The organism is Thermophilibacter immobilis, from assembly GCF_015277515.1.
Classification (GTDB): domain Bacteria; phylum Actinomycetota; class Coriobacteriia; order Coriobacteriales; family Atopobiaceae; genus Thermophilibacter; species Thermophilibacter immobilis.
Genome location: NZ_CP063767.1, coordinates 19,913 through 41,143, shown reverse-complemented (window position 1 = coordinate 41,143; position 21,231 = coordinate 19,913). Strand labels below are relative to the sequence as shown.

18 protein-coding genes are annotated in these 21,231 nt (G+C 64.5%); 1 reads left to right on the top strand and 17 read right to left on the bottom strand.

Translation table 11 applies throughout. The features are described from left to right. Positions 1–117: 117 nt before the first annotated feature. The 7 genes from mgtA to INP52_RS00170 all read right to left on the bottom strand — a co-directional run bounded on the left by mgtA (position 118) and on the right by INP52_RS00170 (position 7,964). Positions 118–2,727, bottom strand: coding sequence for a magnesium-translocating P-type ATPase (mgtA, locus tag INP52_RS00200; protein ID WP_194371368.1), 2,610 nt, complete (start codon positions 2,725–2,727; stop codon positions 118–120). A gap of 177 nt (positions 2,728–2,904) precedes the next feature. Continuing rightward, positions 2,905–3,519, bottom strand: a complete 615-nt coding sequence (purN, locus tag INP52_RS00195) for a phosphoribosylglycinamide formyltransferase (protein ID WP_194371366.1) — start codon at positions 3,517–3,519, stop codon at positions 2,905–2,907. After that, on the bottom strand, positions 3,509–4,588 hold the full coding sequence (gene purM, locus INP52_RS00190) for a phosphoribosylformylglycinamidine cyclo-ligase (protein WP_194371364.1): 1,080 nt from the start codon (positions 4,586–4,588) through the stop codon (positions 3,509–3,511). Before purM ends, purN begins: the two co-directional genes overlap by 11 nt. A gap of 63 nt (positions 4,589–4,651) precedes the next feature. Next, positions 4,652–6,181, bottom strand: a complete 1,530-nt coding sequence (gene purF / locus INP52_RS00185) for an amidophosphoribosyltransferase (protein WP_408647706.1) — start codon at positions 6,179–6,181, stop codon at positions 4,652–4,654. 36 nt (positions 6,182–6,217) lie between these two features. Continuing rightward, on the bottom strand, positions 6,218–7,186 hold the full coding sequence (locus tag INP52_RS00180; RefSeq protein ID WP_194371363.1) for a class B sortase: 969 nt from the start codon (positions 7,184–7,186) through the stop codon (positions 6,218–6,220). 6 nt (positions 7,187–7,192) lie between these two features. Beyond that, complete coding sequence (gene purE / locus INP52_RS00175) at positions 7,193–7,654, bottom strand: 5-(carboxyamino)imidazole ribonucleotide mutase (RefSeq protein WP_194371362.1); 462 nt, start codon at positions 7,652–7,654, stop codon at positions 7,193–7,195. 112 nt (positions 7,655–7,766) lie between these two features. Then, positions 7,767–7,964, bottom strand: a complete 198-nt coding sequence (locus tag INP52_RS00170; RefSeq protein WP_194371361.1) for a hypothetical protein — start codon at positions 7,962–7,964, stop codon at positions 7,767–7,769. Positions 7,965–8,242: 278 nt separating this feature from the next. On the opposite strand from INP52_RS00170, the gene INP52_RS00165 reads away from it, so the two are divergent. Then, positions 8,243–9,124: a pyridoxamine kinase gene (locus INP52_RS00165; protein ID WP_194371360.1), complete on the top strand. Its 882-nt coding sequence runs from the start codon at positions 8,243–8,245 to the stop codon at positions 9,122–9,124. A 60-nt stretch (positions 9,125–9,184) separates the two neighbouring features. On the opposite strand, the gene INP52_RS00160 is transcribed toward INP52_RS00165, so the two are convergent. The 10 genes from INP52_RS00160 to rplI all read right to left on the bottom strand — a co-directional run bounded on the left by INP52_RS00160 (position 9,185) and on the right by rplI (position 21,207). Continuing rightward, complete coding sequence (locus tag INP52_RS00160) at positions 9,185–10,540, bottom strand: DUF6273 domain-containing protein (RefSeq protein ID WP_228478440.1); 1,356 nt, start codon at positions 10,538–10,540, stop codon at positions 9,185–9,187. Between the two features lie 174 nt (positions 10,541–10,714). Then, positions 10,715–11,512: a hypothetical protein gene (locus INP52_RS00155; protein WP_194371357.1), complete on the bottom strand. Its 798-nt coding sequence runs from the start codon at positions 11,510–11,512 to the stop codon at positions 10,715–10,717. A 100-nt stretch (positions 11,513–11,612) separates the two neighbouring features. After that, positions 11,613–13,406, bottom strand: a complete 1,794-nt coding sequence (locus tag INP52_RS00150) for an ABC transporter ATP-binding protein (protein ID WP_194371355.1) — start codon at positions 13,404–13,406, stop codon at positions 11,613–11,615. Positions 13,407–13,591: 185 nt separating this feature from the next. Next, the gene (locus tag INP52_RS10095) at positions 13,592–13,900 is read right to left on the bottom strand and encodes a hypothetical protein (RefSeq protein ID WP_408647704.1); all 309 of its coding nucleotides are present in this window, start codon (positions 13,898–13,900) and stop codon (positions 13,592–13,594) included. A gap of 450 nt (positions 13,901–14,350) precedes the next feature. Further along, positions 14,351–15,088 carry an NUDIX domain-containing protein gene (locus INP52_RS00140; protein ID WP_194371350.1) on the bottom strand — a complete coding sequence of 246 codons (738 nt, stop codon included), beginning with the start codon at positions 15,086–15,088 and terminating at the stop codon, positions 14,351–14,353. Between the two features lie 130 nt (positions 15,089–15,218). Next, the gene (gene purD, locus INP52_RS00135; RefSeq protein WP_194371348.1) at positions 15,219–16,505 is read right to left on the bottom strand and encodes a phosphoribosylamine--glycine ligase; all 1,287 of its coding nucleotides are present in this window, start codon (positions 16,503–16,505) and stop codon (positions 15,219–15,221) included. Positions 16,506–16,558: 53 nt separating this feature from the next. After that, on the bottom strand, positions 16,559–17,362 hold the full coding sequence (locus INP52_RS00130; protein ID WP_194371346.1) for a DegV family protein: 804 nt from the start codon (positions 17,360–17,362) through the stop codon (positions 16,559–16,561). Between the two features lie 90 nt (positions 17,363–17,452). Beyond that, positions 17,453–18,733, bottom strand: coding sequence for an adenylosuccinate synthase (locus INP52_RS00125; RefSeq protein WP_194371344.1), 1,281 nt, complete (start codon positions 18,731–18,733; stop codon positions 17,453–17,455). A gap of 78 nt (positions 18,734–18,811) precedes the next feature. Next, positions 18,812–20,164 carry a replicative DNA helicase gene (gene dnaB, locus INP52_RS00120; RefSeq protein ID WP_194372805.1) on the bottom strand — a complete coding sequence of 451 codons (1,353 nt, stop codon included), beginning with the start codon at positions 20,162–20,164 and terminating at the stop codon, positions 18,812–18,814. Positions 20,165–20,667: 503 nt separating this feature from the next. Beyond that, positions 20,668–21,207 carry a 50S ribosomal protein L9 gene (gene rplI, locus INP52_RS00115; RefSeq protein ID WP_194371342.1) on the bottom strand — a complete coding sequence of 180 codons (540 nt, stop codon included), beginning with the start codon at positions 21,205–21,207 and terminating at the stop codon, positions 20,668–20,670. Between the last annotated feature and the right edge of the window lie 24 nt (positions 21,208–21,231).

Below are 21,231 nucleotides of genomic sequence, written 5' to 3'. Positions count from 1 at the left end.
TCAGGTATTAGGTGTACCTAAATATATTTCTCTTATATACCTAAATACTGAGAAGTGCGAGAAAGGGCCCGAATGGGACCAAGGCAGCAGCCCATCTGGTTCATGAGGGGCGCGCGGTCAGCGGGAGCGCACCCCACGTCCCTTCTGGGACTTGGGCCAAAACCGGACGGCCGTGCCCGCGACGATCCTCTGATGGCGCACGTCGCTCGGCACCCGGGAATGCGGCAGCGCGCTGGTGTCATGATGCTCGACGGGCCCTTCCGCCTGATCGGCATTCCGGTAGTAGAACCACTTTACGATCTCAATCAGCACCAGGTAGACACCGACGATGCCCACCAGAGCGGCAAAGAACGGCAGCGGCAACGGGGCAAAGCCGAGCTCGGCGGCAAAGGGCAGGTACGGGATAAGAGCTCCCACGCAGACCACGCAGGAGACGGAGACGACCATCGTACGCGAGGGGCGGCTGCGCCAGAAGGGAATGCATCGCGTGCGAATGGCCAGCACGATCAGGGTCTGGGTGGCCAGGGACTCCACGAACCAACCCGCACGAAACTCGGTCGTTCCCGCATGGAAGACAAACAACATGAGGGCAAACGTGAGAAAGTCAAAGATCGAGGAGACCGGTCCGAACATGATCATGAACCTGCGAATCCCCTTCAGGTCCCAGTGCGCCGGCTTGCGCAGGCTCTCCTCGTCCACCCGGTCAGTGGGGATAGCGAGCTGCGAGATATCGTACAGCAGGTTGTTCAGAAGCAGCTGTCCGGAGAGCATCGGCAGAAACGGCAGCACCACCGAGGCGATGGCCGCCGAGAACATGTTGCCAAAGTTGGAGGAGGTGCTCATCATCACGTACTTGATGGTGTTCGCAAAGGTCCGGCGACCTCCTGTGATGCCGTCCACGATGACGCTCAGATCCTTCTTCAGCAAGACGACGTCGGCCGCGTCCTTGGCCACGTCCGTGGCGGTATCCACCGAGATGCCCACGTCTGCCTGGTGCAGGGCGGGAGCGTCGTTGACGCCATCGCCGAGAAACGCCACGTTGTGGTGACGGCGCAGCGTCTGGACGATCCGCGCCTTGTGCTCGGGAGAGACGCGCGCCAGAAGGGCCGTATGGTGCACGGCGTCATAGAGCTCGTCGTCGCTTAGCGCGTCGATGTCCTCGCCGGTCAAGGGGGTGCCAACCTCCAGGCCAAGGTCGTGACAGACCTTCTGGGCGACCACGAGGCTATCCCCCGTCGCGACCTTCACGGCGACCCCGAGCTCCGCGAGGCGCCTCAGGGACGCCTCGACGTCGGGCTTGGGCTGATCGAGGAAGGAGAGGTAGCCCACCAGGGTAAAGTCGCTCGGAGGGGAGTCGGGCAGCTCGTCTGCGTTGCCCGCGTCGCGCACAGCCACGGCGATGGTACGCAGGCCCTCGGCGAACAGGGCGTGGCACTGGTCACGGTCCTCCTGGGCGACCTCTTTGCAGTGCGAGATGACCGACTCGGGGGCGCCCTTCATAACCTGCACGCGCCTGCCGTCACCGTCCGCGTTCAGGACCGCGCTGGTCCGCGAGACGTGGTCGAAGGGGCGCAGGTCCAGCCGCCGCCATCCGCCCAGGTCAACGCTAGGTGCCACGTGCTCGCTGAGCGCGCGGTCTATCTCGTTTTGCCCGACGGGTGTGGCCCCGGGCTGTGTGAAGTCCGTCTCGCAGCACAAGAGTCCCAGGAGCTCCAAGCTCTCTTGGTCGTGTCCGCGCGCGGGGGCAGACCGGCAGTAGTCGATGTGTCCCTGCGTGAGGGTGCCCGTCTTGTCCGTGACCAGGATGTCGACGTTGCCCAGGTCCTCGACGCACGCCAGGCGCTTGACCAGCACGTCCTTCTTGGCCAGCTGCGCGGCGCCTGCCGCCTGGGACGTGTTGACCACGGCGGGCAAGAGCTGCGGCGTGATGCCAACCGCTATGGCCAGGGCGTAGAGTAGCGCATCGAGAAGCGGACGCTGCAAGATCGCGTTGCCCACGAAGATGGCCGCCGTGAGCGCAAGGGCCACGTAGAGCAGAAACATCGAGAACTTGGACAGGCCCTTCTGGAAGCCGGTCTGGGGAAGCTCGGTCGCCAGCGAGGCCGCGATGTGTCCGAACACGCAGTCCGAGCCCGTCGCGACCACCACCGCCTCACCGGAGCCGGAGTGCACGACGGTACCCATCATGAGGGCGCAGGAGAGCTCTTCCAGGGCGGTGCCGGCGCTCACCGGATCCACGGACTTCTCGCGAGCGTCTGACTCGCCGGTGATGACCGACTCGTCGCAGCTCAGATCGACGGAAGACAGAAGGCGCAGGTCCGCCGGGACCACGACGCCTAGGCCCACACGCACGACGTCGCCGACCACCAGGTCGGCAACGCTCACCTCGACCGGAGCGCCGCCGCGCAGGACCACGACCGTGTGCGAGACCCGATCGTGTAGCGCGCTGGCCTGACACTCGGCGCGCCACTCGTTGCCAAAGCCAAGGCCCACGCTGGCCAGGAGGATGACGAGGATGATAGATGCGTTGGCCTGGTCTCCCGTCACGAGCGAGAGCACCGCCGCCGCGACCAGAAGGATCAGCAGGGGGTTCTTGACCTGCCGCCACAGCACCACCGGCCAGGTAACGCGGCGAGAAGGCAGCACGTTGGGTCCGCTCTTCTGCAGACGCGCGGCCGCCTCCTGGGCGGCGAGGCCGCCCTTCTGCGAGGAGCACTGACGGAGCACCTCCTGGGGAGACGCACTGGCCGCACGCTGAATCGCGGGGTGCCCCGGACCGGTCGCAGGAGTCTCCGATCTTGCTTGCCGTGGCGTCAGGACCATGTGACCACCTCCGCTTGCATACATGCGTTGTTTTTGTATCCTACGCCTGCCGCGCGCAAGCTCGGGCGAGAAGCGCGCCCGCTACGCGGGACCCACGCCCACGCGACCGTCCTCACGCACGTGAACGCGTCCGGCACAGAGAAGGCCTATGGCCTCGGGATAGAGCTCGTGCTCGATCTGGTGGATGTGTCCCTCGAGCTCCTCGAGCGTCCAGCCCTCCTCGACCGTCAGCGCGCGCTGGGCGATGATGGGACCGGCGTCGTAGGCGGCGTTCGCAAGGTGAACGGTCACGCCCGTGACCTTGACACCGCGGTCGTAGGCCTCCTGAATGGCGTGCGCGCCGGGGAAGCTCGGCAGGAGCGCCGGGTGCAGGTTGACCACGCGATTGGGAAACGTGGCCAGGAGCGGATCGTGCACCTTGCGCATGTAGCCCGCCATGATGACGTACTCGACGTCGTGACGGACGAGCTCGGCGGCGATGACCTCGTCGGCCATGAGCACGTTGCCGTAGATCTCCTTGGAGAGCGTGAGCGTCTGGAGCCCCGCAGCCTCCGCGCGCTTGAGCCCGGCGGCGTCGGGCCGCGAGGCCACCACAAGCTCGATCGAGGCATCGAGTGACCCGTCCGCGATGCGGTCGATGATCGCCTGCAGGTTGGTGCCGCTGCCGGAGATGAGGACTCCCAGCTTAGTGCTCATCGTTATAGACCACCTTTCCGGAACCGGGCGTGCACGTGCCCATCTCGAACGGCGAGAAGCCCTCGGCCACGAGCTTCTCGCACACCTCGTCCACGTCGTCAGGGTCGCAGATGAGGCTCATGCCCACGCCCATGTTGAACGTTCGGTACGCCTCGTCGAGGGTGAGACCGGCAGCGCGAACCACGTAGGGGATGACGGGCGGCATCTCCCAGGCGGGGCCGACATCGCCCCCGCGCGCGACCGCGGCGTCCACGTCTGCGGGAAGGGCACGGTTGAGGTTCTCGGTGACGCCGCCGCCGGTGATGTGGGCCATCGCGTGAAGGGGAGCTCCTGCTGCCAGGGCCCGGACGAGGCCTCCCGCGTAGATCGTGGTCGGCCGCAGCACGGCGTCGGCGAGCGACTCTCCACCCAGCTCCTCCAGGGGCTCGTTCAGCTCTGCCACGCTCTTTCCCTCGATGGCGACCTTGCGCACGAGCGAGTAGCCGTTAGAGTGGATGCCCGAGCTGGGCAGGCCCAGAATGACGTCGCCGGCCTTGACCTTGTGGGGACCGATCATCTTGGGTCGGTCCACGACGCCCACCACGAAGCCGGCGAGGTCGTAGTCCCTGGGATCCATGACCCCGGGATGCTCGGCCATCTCGCCGCCCACGAGCGCGCAGCCGCTCTTGCGGCAGCCCTCGGCGATGCCGCCCACGATCTGCGCCACCTGCTGCGCCTTGAGCTTGCCCACGGCCACGTAGTCCAGGAAGAACAGCGGCTCGGCGCCCACGGGCACCACGTCGTCCACGCACATGGCCACGAGGTCCTCGCCCACCGTGTCGTGGCGGTCGAGCAGCTGCGCGATGGCGAGCTTGGTGCCCACCCCGTCAGTGCCCGAGACCAGGACGGGGTCCTCCATGTCCTTGAACGCCTTCATCGAGAAGAGCGACCCAAACCCGCCCAGACCACCGATGACCTCGGGGCGGCTCGTCGCGGCGACGGCGGCCTTTATGGCGTCGACGGCACGAGCCCCCTCGGTGGTGTCGACTCCGGCGTCCGCGTAGCTCACGTGCGTGGTCTGGTTGGCCATGTTCTGCCTTTCTCCGTGATTTAGATCGCAAGGGATGGTGCCGTGGAGCGGGGGCCCGTCACCCTATCCCTCCTGTCCTAGTAGCTCCTCGGCCTGCACGAGAGTCATCTGCGAGGTCTTCGAAGCGGGAGCGAGGTTGTTGGGCTCGTAGCCGGGCAGGAACTTCTCCTCGTAGAACGAACGAGGGATCTGGACGGGATAGGCCCCCGTGAAGCACGCCGTGCAGTACCCATTGGGCGGGACGCACGCGAAGAGGCCCTCGGTGGAGAGAAACGCCACCGAGTCCGCCTCCAGGCGGCTGCGAATCTGCTCGAGGTCCATGTTGGCAGCGATGAGTTGGTCCTGGTTGGCCGTGTCGATGCCATAGAAGCATGGCCAGGTGACCATCGGCGAAGCCGAGCGCACATGGACCTCGGTGGCACCGGCCTCCTTGAGCATGCGCACGATCTGGAGGCTCGTGGTGCCACGCACGACCGAGTCATCCACCATCACTAGACGCTTGCCACGCACGACGTCGGGCAGGGCATTGAGCTTGAGCCGCACTCCCATCTGGCGCAGCTCCGGGGTGGGCTGAATAAACGTGCGGGCCACGTAGCGGTTCTTGATGAGACCCGTGCCAAAGGGAATCCCTGACTCCTGGGCAAAGCCCTCGGCCGCCGGGGTCCCCGAGTCGGGCACCGATATGACCAGGTCGGCCTCGACGGGCGCCTCCTGGGCCAGCCGCGCGCCCATGCGGTGGCGCATGAGGTAGAACGAGCTGCCGTCCTTCACGGAGTCGGGCCGCGAGAAGTACACGTGCTCGAAGATGCAGTTGGCCGGGGTAAGGGGCCTGCAGCCGCGCTCGGAGCGCAGCCCGTCGTCCGAGATGCGGATAATCTCGCCGGGCTCGATCTCGCGCACAAAGGTGGCGCCGGAGATGTCGAGCGCGCAGGTCTCGCTCGCCACGACCCAGCCCCCGTCCCCAAGTCGGCCCAGAACCAGGGGGCGGATGCCGTGGGGGTCGCGAAACGCGTAGAGGGCGTTCTCGCGCACGAGGACCATAGCGTAGCCGCCCTCGATCATGCGCATCGTGTGCGCGATGCCCGTGCGCAGGCGGTGGCCGCGCTGCGTAAAGTAGCCAATGAGCTTGGCGGCAACCTCGGAGTCGGTGTTGGAGCGAAAGGGAATGGCCATGTCGATGAGCTCGCGGCGTAGGTCGTCGAAGTTGACGAGGGTGCCATTGTGTGCGAGCGCGATGATGACGTTGTTGATCGTGGAGAGGTGCGGCTGAGCGGCCTCCCAGCCCTTGGCGCCCGCCGTGCCGTAGCGGCAGTGCCCGCAGGCCACGTGTCCGGGCATGGCCGCAAGGTCCGCGTCGGAGAAGACCTGGGTGACCAGGCCGAGATCCTTGCGGACAAGAACGGTCTTGCCGTCACCCACGGCGATGCCCGCGGACTCCTGGCCGCGGTGCTGCAGGGCCCGCAGGGCGAAGTAGGTCATGCGGGCCACGTCCCTGCCCGGAGCCCACACGCCAAAGACCCCGCACTCGTCGTGCAGCTTATCGTCGGGCTCGGGCGCGCCGGAGTCCTGTGCCACGCCGGCCGGATCGGACAGGTCGACAAAATCAGCCAAGGGGTATGTTCCTCTCGCCTATGCGGTCGCCTCGGGGGTTCCCGCCTCGGACTTGAGCGCGCAGACGAGCAGCGTGCGGCCCGAGTCCCCGTTATCATAGTTGCAGGTGCAGAGCGTGAGCACGCGCGTCGTGGTAGAGATGACCTGCGCCGCGTCGGAGCGACTCGTCAGGGAGGTGCCGAGAAGCCCCGTGAGGTAGGCGTGGAGGTCGTCTGCGGAGGAGAAGGCGAACTGGCGCACGTTGGCATCGTCCTCGTTGGTGTGATAGAGCAGCAGCGGCTCGAGCTCGTAGGTGGCGTCCTCGGTCACGTACCAGACCGTGGAGACGCCATCAAACATCTCCTGGTTGTCCATATCGGAGATGGCCTTGAACATGGCCCCGTTGCGCAGGTGATGGCCGTAGACGATGGTCTGCGCGTCGACCATACCGGGAGCGGTATTCTCGTAGTCAAGAAAGACCTGGCCACCCACCGAGTAGTCTCCCTCGGCATTGGTGTGCAGGTACTTCTCATTGTCGGAGGCCTGGTAGACCGGGAAGTTGACGGCGGTTCCGGGAATCTGAACCCAGCTCACGACCTCGCCGTTCACGGCCTTGAGCGCCGCCCAGTCAACCTGGGGAGCCGTGGTGCCGTCGTCCGAGACGGTGGCATAGGCGGCCAATTCCTGGTTGATCTGGTCCTGCTGGCGGTACTGCCACTGGTTGTAGGCCCACAGGCCCCCCGCCGTGAGGAGAAGGCCGATGCCCACCACGAACAGGACGATGGAGACGATGCGCCCAGCGCGCTTCTTGGGATCCCGGCTGCGACGACCGGAGAGGTCATAGGGGTCGGTCTGCGTGAAGTTCTCCTCGCGACGGAGGCGGTCGTGTCCACGGCGTCCGCCCGAGGGGCTCGAGACCACGGGGACAAAGCCCACGTCTTGGCTCTGAGCAGCGCGGGACTTCTCGTTGGACTGGTTGCTGTCGGGATGTTTGAAGTGAGAGGCCATGGGTAGCTACGCCTCTGCCATCTGACGCTTGAAGGCTACGATCTTCTCGTGATACGCGGGCATGGTGGCGCCAAGAATCTGCGTCGCGTAGATGGCCGCGTTCTTGGCCCCGTTGATGGCGACGCAGGCCACGGGGACGCCCGAGGGCATCTGGACCATGGAGAGCAGCGAGTCCATGCCGCCGAGGTCAGAGGTCTTCATGGGGACGCCCACGATCGGCAGGGGCGTGTAGGCCGCAACGACGCCGCCAAGGTGCGCGGCCTTGCCGGCCGCGGCGATGATGACCTTAAGCCCGCGCTCGGCCGCGGTGGCGGCCCACTCGTGGACCTTGTCCGGAGCGCGGTGCGCGCTGGCAATCACAAGCTCGTAGGGGACGCCCAGCTCGTCGAGCTGCTTGGTGCATGCCTCCATGGTGGGCATGTCGGACTTCGAACCGATGATGATTCCCACGAGCGGCTGATCTGCCATGGTGCTCCTCCCCGGCGCCCTTCTCGGCGCGCATAATTTCAGCGTGTTCCCAGTATACGCAACCTGTCTGCAGCCTGCGGACGTTGCCGCAGCTCCCGGGCCGTAGCGCAGGCTACGCGCGGTCACCGTCTTCACGCGGGGAAATCAGACGACCGTCTCGCTCCTGCTCCTCGCGCAGAGGCTCCCAGAGCCATATCTTGATGAGCGACCGACGGGTCCCGCCCATGTGCTTGGCTTGTTCGTCAAGCGCGTCCACCACGTTCTGGGACATGTCCACGTCGACCTTCTTGACATGCACGGACGGCATCATGCCTATGCTTCTTTATGATTTCTCATCATCATGGTAAACGAGGAGGCTTCCCCATCTCTTACCTGTCGCCTTCCCGTCTCTTCCCGCATACCATCGCTTCAAATTGAGTAGCCAGCACAGAGGGCACGGGGGGTCACGACCTCAAAAAAAACAGAGCGAGCCTTTGTTCACAGGAAGTCCACGGGAAGCGGCATCGCCGCGTAACGCCCCGGCCATAGAGAGGGTCTATCCTGTTCAACCGTACGCTGGTCCATCAGTCCGCGGACAAGGAGACTCCCATGAGCGTGAACGAACCAAAAGACCTGTACCTCTACGAGCGAAGGGGCGCGTATCTGCCCCGCGTCGCGGCCGTGCACGATTTGTGCGGCTACGGAAAATGCTCACTCGGCGTGGCGATCCCGGTACTCTCGGCAGCCGGAATCGACGTCTGCCCGGTACCCACCTCGCTCTTCTCGGCGCACACGCGCTTCCCCGAGTTCTACATGCATGACACCACGCCCATCCTGGATGCCTACCTCGACGCCTGGCAGAAGGAGGACATCGAGCTCGACGGCATCTACTCGGGCTTTCTTGGGTCGGCCGAGCAGGTCGGCATCATCCAGCGGCTCTATCGCGAGTATCCCGGCGCGCTGCGCATCGTCGACCCCGTGATGGGCGACGGCGGCAAGAAGTACCCCACCTACACCGACGAGATGTGCGACGCCATGCGCGGGCTCGTCGCGGGCGCCGACGTGCTCACGCCCAACCTCACCGAGGCCTCCCTCCTCACCGGAATTCCCTACACCGGGCAAGACGTCAACGAAGACCAGGTAAAGCACATCATGGACGCACTTCTGGAAAAGGGCGCCAAGGCGGTGGTCCTCAAGGGAATAGTCCGCGACGGCGAGAGGACCATTCGCAACTATGTGGGCGTGGCCGCGAGCCCCGTGGCCGAGGTGGTCGGTGAGCTGCTCCCCTACATGCTCCACGGCACGGGCGACCTCTTTGCCTCCGGCCTTACGGGAGCCGTCTACGCAGGCCGCAGCCTCTACGATGCCGTGGAGTTCGCGGGCACCCTCGTGCGCCACGCCATGCAGATCACGCGCGACCAGCCCGACTACGAGGTGCGCGGCGTGAGCTTCGAGAGCGTCCTGGGAGACGTCACCGCGCTTCTGGCCTAAAGGCACGGGAGCGAGAGGCCGAGGTCGGCAGGAGCCAGGCCGATCCCGGCCTCTCGCCGTCTAGAAGCTAAATCCGATGAGCACTGCGTTTTTCGTGGCAGGCTTGTGACCGTAGGTGGGCAGCCCGTCCGGGGTCACGCACATGAACCAGGAGCCATTGGACGGGTCGGGGCTGCGCAGCCACCAGTAGGCGTCGTCTCCGAGCGCGAGGAGCTTGTTCGACTCGCTCCAGCTCACGTTGGCGTCCGAGAAGAGCTGGTACTGCTCCCCCTCCGCCTCATAGATTCCGTTGCGCTTGTTGCCGGAGGTCAGGGCACCCACGACCTCGGAGTACGAGGGAACCCACAGCAGGTCATCAGTGGCGACCTGCATCGTCGAGCCCGAGCCGGGAACCGGGCTGGTAAGCTTTTTCACGGCGACCGCGTGGGACGTGACCTCGTCGGGGAGCTCGGTCAGGAGCGTGTCGGAGAGCCAGGTCCGCAGCGTCGAGCCCGACCAGCCACCCGTCATCTGAGCATTGGCATTCATCGGCTCAGACGCAACGCTGGTAGAGGCAATGAAGCTGATGCCCGCGCGACCGGAGCCGTCGGCCTTCTCGTCCTGGAGAAAGCCCGCCACGCGCATGGTGACGGAGGTTCCGTCCGCGAGCTCGAGCTCCTTGGTCTGCGTCCCGTCGAGCTTGCCGGCGGTCGTGCAGAGGTGATAGCGCTCAGCAACCTCGAGGGCGGCGGCATCGGTCGAGGTCGCCTCTATGAGCGTGGAGATCTGGGCGAGCTCGTCCCAGGTGTAGTCGGCTACCGCAGCACGAATCGTGGGCCCCTCGTCATCGGTCGCGGCTTCGGATGCGCCCGCGGAGGCATTCTCATTCCCTTCGTCCACGGCCGTTGTATCCTCATCCACGATTGAGGGGCTGTCGTTGTTGGAGCCGCCGGAGAACGGCCCGAACCAGCTCAGGGACGCCCGCACGAGCACCACGAAAAGAACCACCCCCACCACGGAGCAGATGCCCACGATGACGCCATGCGAGGGGTGAATCAGCTTGAGCCTGTGGCTGCCACGCGGAAGGGGCGAGCGCGCCGCGGACAACGACGGAGCCGTCTCATCCGCCTTTAACGTAGCGGATCCCTCCTCGTGTCCCTCGTCCTCATGAGGCTCCGTGCGAGGCGAATCCGACCCAGAGCCCCAGCTCACCTTGGAGGCGGGATGGTTCGCGCGGGGAACATACGCGCGCGGGTTGCGCGGCGTGATGCGCGTGGCACGCGGAGGCGGAGCTATGGGCACCAGGGGCACCGCCGCCGCCTCGAGGGGTGAGAGTGGCTCCTCGAGTTTCTTGGGCGCAGGGACGTCCTCTTCCACGGCGGCTCCGCACGAGGGGCAGAACCGTGCCCCCACGGGCAGCTCCTCGCCACACTTCATGCACCTCAAGACAGCCTCCTTGCGTCGTGCGCGACCGCGCTGCGCCTCCTTAGGCACCTAAAGTACCACCAAATATCAGGAAGTCACCTTGCACGATATCAGAAGAGACTGTATGGGGTCGCGTTCGTAGAGCTTGTATAAGGCAGGCCGATAAATATCTTGCCGGGCGAGAAGCTAGTTGCTCGAGAGAATCTGGACGGGCGTGAAGCTCGTGGTGATCTTGTCGCGCAGCTCCTGCTGAATGGAATCATTGAGGCCCGTGATCTGCAGCGAGAGCTGGATGGCGTTCGAAGACTGCGTCTTGGTCCACACGTACGTGATGTAGGACGTCACGTCACCGGTCGGCTTGAGGAAGCCAAACAGGGCGGCGCGCTCGGGGTTGCCCTCGGTGTCCATGTGAACGTTCACATGGTAGACGACCGTGTCGATCTTGGGGTTGAGTAGGGCGTTCACGGCAAAGGCCTGGGACTGGACCCCAGAGCCCGCAAAGCACTCGAGGGCGTTCTCGGAACTCGTATCGGTGACGGTAACCTCGATACGCCCGGTGTTCTCGTCGGCCTCCTGGACAGAGAAGTCCTCGGGGAACTGCGTGAAGCCGTTACCCCACTCGACACCGCCGGAAAGAGCCGAAGCCACGGTGCGCACCGTGGCGCTCTCGGCCAGGTCGGCCGTGTTCGCGCGACGGATGATGCCAAAGGCGACCTGGCCCACGATGACAAGCACCAGAAACACGACGACGAAGCCGACCGCTGTCCTGGCGATAACCTTGCCCACCTCGGAGCCGGACGGGTCCTCCTCGGAGAGCGGGTCGATGTCTACCGAGACGCCATGCTCCTTGCGGCTCACGCGCTGCCGGCGCGCACGCTCCTCGTCGGTGTGGCCGGTGTGGTCGACTGTCGAGAAGAGCTCCTCCGCCTCGTCAGCGGACAGAGCTCCCCTTTGGATACGCGCGACCTCGCGTTTCTTAGCCATGTGCTCTCTTCCCGTCACGAAGCCCTGAGGCCGTCTTGTCGCGCGCGGTCAGGCTCCTCACGATACGGGAGTCAGTATACGCAAGAGGCTGCTCAGACGCTTAGGCGACATCCTCGCTTCCATCGGCGAACTGCATCCGGTAGTAGCGCGCATACGTACCGCCTCGAGAGAGCAGCTCCTCGTGGGTACCGCGCTCCACGACCCTTCCGTGCTCCATCGTAACAATCTCCTGCGCTCCCTTGATGGTGGAGAGGCGGTGGGCAATGACGATGGTGGTGCGACCGCGCGAGAGCTCGGAGAGCGACTCCTGAACGGCCTGTTCGGACTCGTTGTCCAAGGCGGAGGTCGCCTCGTCGAAAATGAGGATGGGAGGGTTCTTAAGAAAGACGCGTGCGATGGCCACGCGCTGCTTCTGGCCGCCCGAGAGATGGCTGCCACGCTCCCCCACCTCGGTCTCGTAGCCGTCAGGCAGGCTCTCCACATAATCTGCGATGTTCGCGCGGCGGGCGGCGGCGTGAATCTCCTCGAGGGTCGCCTCGGGGCACCCGTAGGCGATGTTCTCCGCGATGGTGCCGTCGAAGAGGTAGACGTCTTGCTGCACGAGCCCGATGGCCTCGCGCAGGCTCCTCTGGGTGACGTCGCGGACGTCTTGTCCGTCAATCGTAAGAGAGCCGGAGGTGACGTCATAGAAGCGAGGCAGGAGCGCGCAGGTAGTGGACTTTCCGCCACCCGAGGGACCCACGAGCGCAACGGTCTTTCCCGCCTCTATGTCCAGGTCAAGCCCGCGGATGACCTCCTCGCCGCCTGCGCTGGGCGCGGCCGCGGTGGCTGCGAAGTTGTAGGAGAAGTGCACGTTGTGGTAGCTGATGGCGCCCCTGCTCACCAAGAGCGCGGGAGCTCCCGGCTTGTCTTGAATGTCCGGCTGGGTGGCAAGCACCTCGCAGAAGCGCTTGAATCCGGCAATGGCCTTCTGGAGCGTCTCGGTAAAGTCGAGGATGCTCGTGATGGGCGTCGTAAAGAGCGAGATGTAGAGTGCGTAGGTGGCGAGATCAGCGGGGACCATCTGCCCCTGGGCAATGAGCCAGCCACCCATGACGAGCACTACCGTGTTGAGACCACCCATCATGGCGGCAATGGCAGCCTGGTAGCGGCCCATGGCGCGGTACATCCTAGTCTTGGAGTCCAGGTAGGCAGTGTTGCTGCGACGAAACTTGGTGCGCTCGACGTCCTCGGCGGCAAAGCTCTTCACCACGCGAATCCCCGCCAGGGAATCCTCGAGACGTGAGTTCACCTGCGAGATGCGCTCGCGGTTCTCGGTGTAGACGGAACGCATGCGCCAGTTGGCGTAGACGTTGTAGGCCACGAGCAAGCAGGCGATAAGCACGAGGACACCCGTGAGCGGCGCGTTGATGGTGCCCAGGATCACGAAGGATCCCACAATCTCCACGACGCCAATGAGCAGATACTCGGGGCCGTGATGGGCAGCCTCGGATATGTCAAAGAGATCGCTTATCAGCCTGCTCATGAGGTCGCCGGACTTGTGCCGGTCGAAGTACGAGAAGCTCATGCGCTGATAGGCATCAAAGAGGTCCTCGCGCATGCGGCTCTCCATACGAGCCCCCATGACGTGGCCCCAGAAGATCACGAAGTAGCGCCCCACGAAGCGCAGGGCGTACATGCACACGAGGCCCACGCCAAGATAGAGGAGGACACCCAGGATGGCATCGGATCCCCGGGCGAAGAGGCCCGCGGTCAGGGCGCGCAGGATTTGGGGGAAGGCGAGGTCGACGCTCGCGACCACGAAGGCGCAGACAAGATCGGCCACAAAGAGATGGCGCTGGCCGCGATAGTAGGTGAGGAAGGTGCCAAAGAGCGAACAAGAGGGGCGGGCCATGTCACAACTTTCTGTTTCTGCGAGGGGTTTCCGCAGACCAGTCTAGCGCAAGGGACATGTCGTCCGCCCATAAGCACGGACACCGTTCGGAGCTGGCACGTGTTACCCGGCATCGCTCAGCAGTATTCGTTGAATGATTTCTATAATTATGTTTTACTCTTATCGATTCAGATAGATATAAACACTCAGCGAATGGCTGGCTCATGAACGCCAACGGGCGCGGCCGAACTCCGAAGGCATATCAGACGGTAGGAGTTGGCCAACTGACCGCCATCCTCTCCCCAAGCGGGCTCGGAGCTCACCAAGCCAATCGCACGCAGATGAGACATGAGGCGATCTATGGTCTTCTTATTGCGACCCAAACTGACGGCGATTTGCGCCTTAGTACAAGACCTTCCATTATGAAGCTCCAGAAAGGAAAGGATCTGTCGCTCGGTGGGGGTGAGTCTGACAGGCTGAGCGACTCCCGTCGTGTGAGCGGCATTATTCTCCATAACCATAATCTCGACCTCTTCTTGGAGGGTCTTCGGCCAGCACCACACAGGCGCCGGCCAAATTCGACGAGCTGCCAGGTACGAGTTGCCAAGCACCGGCAATGGCGGAAGGGCCCTCTGTGATAATCCTTCGTTTGGGCCAAGTCTATGGGTGATTTGAGATAAAAAACAACACCTATCCCCTTGTCGAAACGATAGGCAGCTCTCTCATTACGGAAAAATATGAGAGTAAAAATTGTAATTTGAAGCTGATGGTTCAGAAGGAAATATGCAAGGGCTAAATAAGGCACTGGTCAGGAAAGTGCCACCCGTCTTGATACAACCAGCGGGCTAAAGAGTCAATATCTCCTGACTTCTAGACAGCTCCCTACCAGTCACCCATTCGAGAAATATAGGGGGAGGTATGTATCACATCTTATTTGCATAATAAACAAAGGGGTCTTCTGCGCCTTACTTACTACTTTCGTCAGCAAGGCGCCGCGCTATGGCGTCGCACAGAAGCGCGCCCACCACGGTCTTGGCATCCTCGATGCGGCCGTCCAAAACGGCGTCGATGAGCTCGCCCACGTTGACCAGATCCACGTTGATGAACTCATCGGCATCCGGGCTGGACTGGGAGAATGTGAGGCCCGTAGCCATGTAGAGGTGGATGAGCTCGTCACAGAACCCGTCCGAGGTGGCAATCGTAGTAAGAAAGGCGATTTTTTCGGCGCGCATGCCTGTCTCCTCCAGGAGCTCGCGGCCCGCGCACTCGAGCGGGTCCTCCCCCGGCTCGAGCTTGCCCGCGGGAATCTCCACGGTCACGCGTCCAATCGCCGTACGGTACTGCCGCACGAGGCAGATGCGGCCCTCGTCCGTGAGCGCCACGATGGCAACGGCACCGGGATGACGGACCACGTCACGCGTGGCGCTGCGACCGTCGGGCAGCTCCACGCGCAGGCGATCGACGTTGAAGATGCGACCGGTCCAGGCGAGGTCCTCGGAGAGGACCTTCTCGGCAAGGGCGGCGTCGCGCGGGTCCTGGTCACCAAGCACGAGACCGCGCCTCTCGGGGGCACCCGACAGGTGATCCTGCGTCGAGCGGTCCCCGTCATAGGTGAAGGCTGCCACCGAGTCTCTCATGTCGTCCACGGCCGCGCCAAAGTCGGCGCGCGAGGGGTCAGTGCTGACACTCTTGCTCTCGGACATGCGCTCTCCTCCTGCAGAGACGTGTGCTGGATGCAAATCCGCAACTCATTGCGCCCACTGTACGCCTTGTGCTGCGGGCCGTTGTTGGCAAACGGTGGAGCGCCTTGGTGCACGTCCCATAAATGCGAGGTTAACGACCCTGTAGGGCATGCAGGCCGATGTCGGTGCGATAGGTCTTGCCCTCGAAGTCAATCAGCCCGCAGGCGGCGTACGCCTGGGCGCGGGCGGCCTCGAACGTAGGTGCCACCGCCGTGACGTCGAGCACGCGGCCACCGTTGGTGATGAGGTCGCCTTTCTCGTTGAGGAGGGTGCCGGCGTGATAGACGGTGACGCCCTCAAGCTTCTCGGCGCACGCGATGCCGGTGATGGGTTTGCCCTTCTCGTAGGCACCCGGGTAGCCCGCACTCGTAAGGACCACCGAGACAGCCCAGTCGTCGTTCCACGAGACGGAGCTTGGGTCGAGCGTCCCCTCGTCACAGGCGAGAAACACGTTTACGAGGTCGGCCTTCATGCGCGGCAGGACCACCTGGGTCTCGGGGTCGCCAAAGCGCGCGTTGAACTCCAGGACCTTGGGGCCCTCGGAGGTGAGCATGAAGCCGCCGTAGAGACAGCCCGAGTAGGTGATGCCCTCTGAGGCCAGCTCGTCGATCACGCGCCTCTCGGCGTCGACCATCTGGGCGAGCTCGTCTGCCGTGACCAGGGGAACTGGGGAGTAGACGCCCATGCCGCCGGTGTTGGGGCCCCTGTCGCCGTCGAGCGCGCGCTTGTGATCCTGCGAGGTGGCCAGCGGCACGAGGGTCTTTCCGTCCGTGAGGGCGAGAAGCGAGCACTCGGGACCGTCGAGGGTCTCCTCGACGACCACGGTGGTCCCCGCGTCGCCGAACGCGCCCGAGAAGCACTCGCGCACGCCGGCGAGGGCCTCCTCGGTGGTCCTGGCCACGATGACGCCCTTGCCCGCGGCCAAGCCGTCTGCCTTGACCACGAGCGGCGCACCCGTGCGCGCGACGTAGTCGGCGCAGGAGCTCTCGTCAACAAAGGTACGGTAGGAGGCCGTGGGGGCGCCCGCGCGGCTCATGACCTGCTTGGCGAACTTCTTTGAGCCCTCCAGCTGGGCCGCGTTGCCGTTGGGACCAAAGCAGGCGATTCCCGCGGCGCGCACGGCGTCGGCGACGCCGGCCACGAGCGGGGCCTCCGGTCCAATGACCACGAGGCCAACGTCGTGCGAGCGAGCCCAGGCAGCCACGGCGACCGGCGACTCTATGTTGAGTTCAACCGTGGAGGCGAGGGCATGCGTGCCCCCGTTGCCGGGGGCGACGTAGAGTTCTCCCGCGCGGGGCGACTCGACGAGCTTGGCAAGAAGAGCGTGCTCGCGGCCGCCAGAGCCGAGAAGCAGGATGTTGACCTTCGTGGTGCTCATGAATTCCTCCTTGGTTGGTTCTCGATCGAAACTGAAACGGGCATCGGAACAGGTTAGCTTCCCTCCGCACCCTGATTTGGCTGGACCGCCGAGTCCAAACCCAAAAGGGCGAGCTCGGAGAAGGGTGCTGTATAGACGCGAGCGGGCATGAAGGCCACGCCCACGGCGCCGGCTCCTATCGTTTCGACCACGGATTCGTCAGCGTGGGCCGTGCCCAGGCAGCGCGAGACGAACTCGTTGGTGTCGAGCGGCTTCTCCACGGCGCGCACGGCGCGGGCGTCGCCCGTCTCGAGTAGCGCGTAGACGAGCGCGCCCTCGGTGGCAGCCACCGCGCTCATGGCGTGGACGAGACGGCTCGTGAGCTCGACGAGGTCCGTCGCGCGGGCGAGGGGGGTAAGCGCGGCCCGCGAGAGCAGAAACAGGGCGCGCTCGCCCGAGATCCTCACGCGCAGGGTGGAGGCGGTGCGGCCCAGGGAGCTTGCGTGATGGTGGCGCGTACGTCGGCGCGAGAGCCGAGCCGTGGCGGTGGGCACCACGAGCAGCCGCACGCTCCTGGAAAGCGCATGGGCGGCCGCAAGCGCGCGAGGCCCGTCCGCGCCCTGGGATCGCCAGGATGCAAGCCGCTCCACGAGCATGCCCGTCCCCACCGAGGCCACACCGGAGTCCAGCGTCTCGACGCCCACCTCGTCTGCCACCTGAGCGGCAGCGACGCGGGCGGCGTCGAGGGACCCGGAGAACTCCGCAGAGGAGTGCACGGAGATGACGCACGCATACCCCTGCTCCGCCAGAGTGCGGTAGGCCTCTGCCAGCCGCAGTGCCATGCGGTCGTCGCCCTCGCGCCCCACGGCGACGGACACGACTTCCAGCTCCTCCAAGAGGGCGGCGGGCAGATCGCACCCGCTGTCACAGACAATCGCAAAGTCCCCGCTTCTCACCGATTTGCCGGCCTAGTGCCAGGAGCGATCGATGGTCTGCTCGCGGTCCGGCCCCACCGTGATGATGGAGACGCGCACGCCGGCGAGCTGCTCGAGGAAGTCGATGTAGTCCTTGGCCTCGCGCGGGAGCTGGTAGAAGTTGCGCACGCCGGAGATGTCCGACTTCCAGCCGGGAAGGGTCTCGTAGACCGGCTCGGCGTGGTAGAAGACGCTCTGGTGCTCGGGGACCGTGGTATAGCGGATGCCGTCGCACTCGTAGGCCACGCAGACCTTGATCTGGTCCAGGCAGCCCAGGACATCGAGCTTGGTGATGGCCAGGTCGGTCAGGCCGTTCACGCGGGCGGCGTAGTTGACCACCACGGAGTCGTACCAGCCACAGCGACGCTTGCGCCCGGTGGTGACGCCGTACTCGCGCCCGACCTCGCCCAGCAGGTCGCCGGTCTCGTCGAAGAGCTCCGTGGGGAACGGACCCGAGCCCACGCGCGTGAGGTAGGCCTTGGCGATGCCCAGGACGCGACCGATGTTGGTGGGGCCCACGCCCGAGCCGGTCACGGCCCCGCCGGCGGTGCAGTTTGACGAGGTCACGAACGGGTAGGTGCCGTGGTCGATGTCGAGCATCGTGGCCTGGGCGCCCTCGAACAGCACGCGCCTTCCCTGCTCGAGTTGCTCGTTCAGGAACAGCGAGCTCTCCACGATGTAGGGACGGATGCGCTCCGCGTAGGGCAGGTAGGTCTCGCAGATCTGCCCCACGGTGTAGGTGGGCATCCCGTAGACCTTCTCGAGGATGGGATTGGTGTAGGCGAGCGCGGCGTCAAGCTTCTGGCGGAAGATCTTCTCGTCAAGCATGTCCTGGATGCGCAGGCCGGTGCGGTTCATCTTGTCCATGTAGCAGGGTCCCACGCCACGCTTGGTGGTGCCGATGAGGTTGGCCCCAAGCTTCTTCTCGTGCGCGCCGTCGAGGTCCTTGTGATAGGGCATGACGATGTGGGCGTTGCCGGAGATCTTGAGGTTCTTGGCGGAGATGCCCTGCTCGGCGAGCATGTCTATCTCTTCCAGGAGAACCTCGGGGTCCACGATGCAGCCGTTGCCGATCACGGGGTAGGTGCCCTTGTACATGACGCCGGAGGGGACCTGGTGCAGGGCGATCTTCTTGCCGTTGGCCACCACGGTGTGCCCGGCGTTGGCACCACCCGCGTAGCGGCAGACCACGTTGAAGTCTCCCGAGATGAGATCCGTGACCTTTCCCTTGCCCTCGTCGCCCCACTGAGTACCCACGAGCACTGTTGCCGACATAGCCGTCCCTCTCATCGTGGAAGTCGCATACTTGTCTAAGTATACGGCATGCGAGGAGGCGGGGTTCCCTCTGGGAACCTAATCGTGGAAGCTGTCCACCTCGACGAACTTGGTCGAGCCGGGCAGGAAGGTGAGGGGCACGTCGGCCAGGGCTCCGGAGCGGTTCTTGGCGATGATGAAGGTGGTCTCGTTCATGTCCGGCCGGTCCTCGCGCGCGGCCTCATCCTCGTTCATCGACCGGTCGAGAAGGGCCACGATGTCGGCGTCCTGCTCGATGGAGCCAGACTCGCGCAGGTCGGAGAGCTGGGGACGCTTGCCCGTGCGGTTCTCGACCGTGCGGTTGAGCTGGGAGAGAGCCACGACCGGGACGCCCAAGTCCTTGGCCATGATCTTAATGCCGCGGCTCATCTCGGAGACCTCGGTGGCACGCGAGTCCGCGCGGCGGACGCCCGATGGGGCCGAAATGAGCTGCAGGTAGTCCACGATAACGATCCCGCGCTCCTTGCCGCGCAGGATGCGGCGGGCCTTGGCGCGAATCTCGGTGACGGTGGTCCCGGGCGTGTCATCGATCATGATGTCGAGCTGGGAGAGATCGTTGGTGGCCTCGAGAATCTGGGGCCATTGCTCGTTTCTGATGCGCGCCGAGCGAATCTCCTGGAGGCCCACGCGCGACCACGCCGCGAGCAGGCGCTGCGCAATCTCCACCTTGGACATCTCAAGCGAGAAGAGCGCCACGGACGCGCCCGCGACGGCCGCGTTGGTGGCCAGGTTGAGCGCGAACGAGGTCTTGCCGACGCCCGGGCGCGCGCCGATGACGACCATCTGTCCGGGCCGCAGACCGAGCAGGCACTCGTCGATTCTGGGAAAGCCCGTGAGCACTCCGAGCGGCTGATCGTTGTTGGAGGCCAAGTCCCCGAGCTCCTCGTAGAGCTCGCCCATGATCTCCTCGAGAGACTGCTCGTTTTTGTGCACGTCGCGGTTGGTGACGTCCAGAAGCATCTTCTCGGCGCGATCCACGACCTCCTTGGTGTCCTCCGGGGCGTCGTAGGCCAGGGCGGTGATCTGCGCGGAGGCGTTGATCATCTTGCGCAGGGTCGTGTCACGATGGAGCATCTCGAGGTGGCGGCGCCAGCCGACCAGAGCCAGTGAGTTGTTGCCCAGGCCCAGAAGGAAGCTGCGCCCGCCGACGCGCTCGAGCTCGCCCGTGCTCTTGAGGTGGTCAGCCAGCGATATAGTGTCTATCGGCGCATTCTTCTCGAACATCTCGCGCATGGCCATGAAGACCGTGCGGTTGGAGGGAAAGTAGAAGTCGTCCGGCTCCAGCACGATGAGGCACTCCTGGAGCGCCTCCGCCGAGATCATCATCGCGGAGAGGACCGAGGACTCCGCCTCGGGGTCCTGCGGCATGACGGCATCCACGGAGGACGTCATCCTGGTGGGGTTCACGCCATAGTCGTCTGCGGCCACGCTCTCTCCTTGGTTCGGTGGAGTTTGGGTCAACGGATTGGTGCGCCCGTTTTAGCGCTGCGGCTCCGTAGAAGCGACCATCCCCCGTTGGGACGCCCCTGTCAAGAGGGCCCTCCGGGCATCTTTTAGTCTTCGACAAGAACGCTGATTTGGCGCTCCGCCTGAGCGGCGGTTTCCTGACTTTTCAACGTTTTCAACAACTTTTTTGTGACCTCTTCGAGAAAGTTATCAACATTCTCAAAATGAGCGGGGGTGCCTCGAACGCCTGTACCTACCCAAGAGAAGAAGGGGGTCCAAGGCATCATTCCTTGATAAAAGTGCAGGTAAATAGCCATGTCACTACAAGAGCTCAAGATTGCGCCCCAGTTGGCGCAAGGCCGACCGGGGCGCGGACTCATCTTTTCTGACCTGCGCTTATTGTAGAAAAACCCAGCTCAGATACGGTCATGTTGAAAAGTGATACGGGGCTACTCGGCGGCCTCGGCGGTGACCTCAGCCTGGGTCTCAGGCTCTGTCTCGACCTCAGCCTCAGCGGACTCCTCAGCCTCAGCGAGAGACTCCTCGGTCACGCCCACCAAGACGCTGACGCTGGCGGTGATCTCACGATAGAGGTTGATCTCGACGTCGTGCTTGCCGGAGGTCTTGATGGCCTTGCCGCGGCCGATGCGCTTCCGGTCGACCTCGATGCCCAGCTGATCCTTGATGGCATCGGCGATCTGGGCGGGGGTGACGGAGCCAAAGAGCTGGCCCTCCTCGCCGATCTTGGCGTCGACGCTCACAAACTTGCCCGCAAGGGATGCTTTGGTGGCCTCGGCGGCACCGATGCGCTCGGCCTCGCGCTTCTCGATGTTGTGGCGGCGCTCCTCGAGCTGCTTGACGTTGCCCGGGGTGGCAGGCTGGGCGATCTTGTGGGGGAACAGGAAGTTCTCCGCGTAGCCCTGGGCGACGTCCACGACGTCTCCCTCGCCTCCCTTGCCCCGAAGCTCACCCAAGAGGATGACTTTCATGGAAAACTCCTTCGGTCAGCCGGT

What these genes read in the sequence shown, in the direction of transcription:
- purN (WP_194371366.1), bottom strand. Translation starts at nt 3,519, where the DNA reads ATGAGCACTAAGCTGGGAGTCCTCATCTCCGGCAGCGGCACCAACCTG.
- purM (WP_194371364.1), bottom strand. Translation starts at nt 4,588, where the DNA reads ATGGCCAACCAGACCACGCACGTGAGCTACGCGGACGCCGGAGTCGAC.
- INP52_RS00180 (WP_194371363.1), bottom strand. Translation starts at nt 7,186, where the DNA reads ATGGCCTCTCACTTCAAACATCCCGACAGCAACCAGTCCAACGAGAAG.
- purE (WP_194371362.1), bottom strand. Translation starts at nt 7,654, where the DNA reads ATGGCAGATCAGCCGCTCGTGGGAATCATCATCGGTTCGAAGTCCGAC.
- INP52_RS00170 (WP_194371361.1), bottom strand. Translation starts at nt 7,964, where the DNA reads ATGATGCCGTCCGTGCATGTCAAGAAGGTCGACGTGGACATGTCCCAG.
- INP52_RS00165 (WP_194371360.1), top strand. Translation starts at nt 8,243, where the DNA reads ATGAGCGTGAACGAACCAAAAGACCTGTACCTCTACGAGCGAAGGGGC.
- INP52_RS00160 (WP_228478440.1), bottom strand. Translation starts at nt 10,540, where the DNA reads ATGAAGTGTGGCGAGGAGCTGCCCGTGGGGGCACGGTTCTGCCCCTCG.
- INP52_RS00155 (WP_194371357.1), bottom strand. Translation starts at nt 11,512, where the DNA reads ATGGCTAAGAAACGCGAGGTCGCGCGTATCCAAAGGGGAGCTCTGTCC.
- INP52_RS00150 (WP_194371355.1), bottom strand. Translation starts at nt 13,406, where the DNA reads ATGGCCCGCCCCTCTTGTTCGCTCTTTGGCACCTTCCTCACCTACTAT.
- INP52_RS10095 (WP_408647704.1), bottom strand. Translation starts at nt 13,900, where the DNA reads ATGGAGAATAATGCCGCTCACACGACGGGAGTCGCTCAGCCTGTCAGA.
- INP52_RS00140 (WP_194371350.1), bottom strand. Translation starts at nt 15,088, where the DNA reads ATGTCCGAGAGCAAGAGTGTCAGCACTGACCCCTCGCGCGCCGACTTT.
- purD (WP_194371348.1), bottom strand. Translation starts at nt 16,505, where the DNA reads ATGAGCACCACGAAGGTCAACATCCTGCTTCTCGGCTCTGGCGGCCGC.
- INP52_RS00125 (WP_194371344.1), bottom strand. Translation starts at nt 18,733, where the DNA reads ATGTCGGCAACAGTGCTCGTGGGTACTCAGTGGGGCGACGAGGGCAAG.
- dnaB (WP_194372805.1), bottom strand. Translation starts at nt 20,164, where the DNA reads ATGACGTCCTCCGTGGATGCCGTCATGCCGCAGGACCCCGAGGCGGAG.
- rplI (WP_194371342.1), bottom strand. Translation starts at nt 21,207, where the DNA reads ATGAAAGTCATCCTCTTGGGTGAGCTTCGGGGCAAGGGAGGCGAGGGA.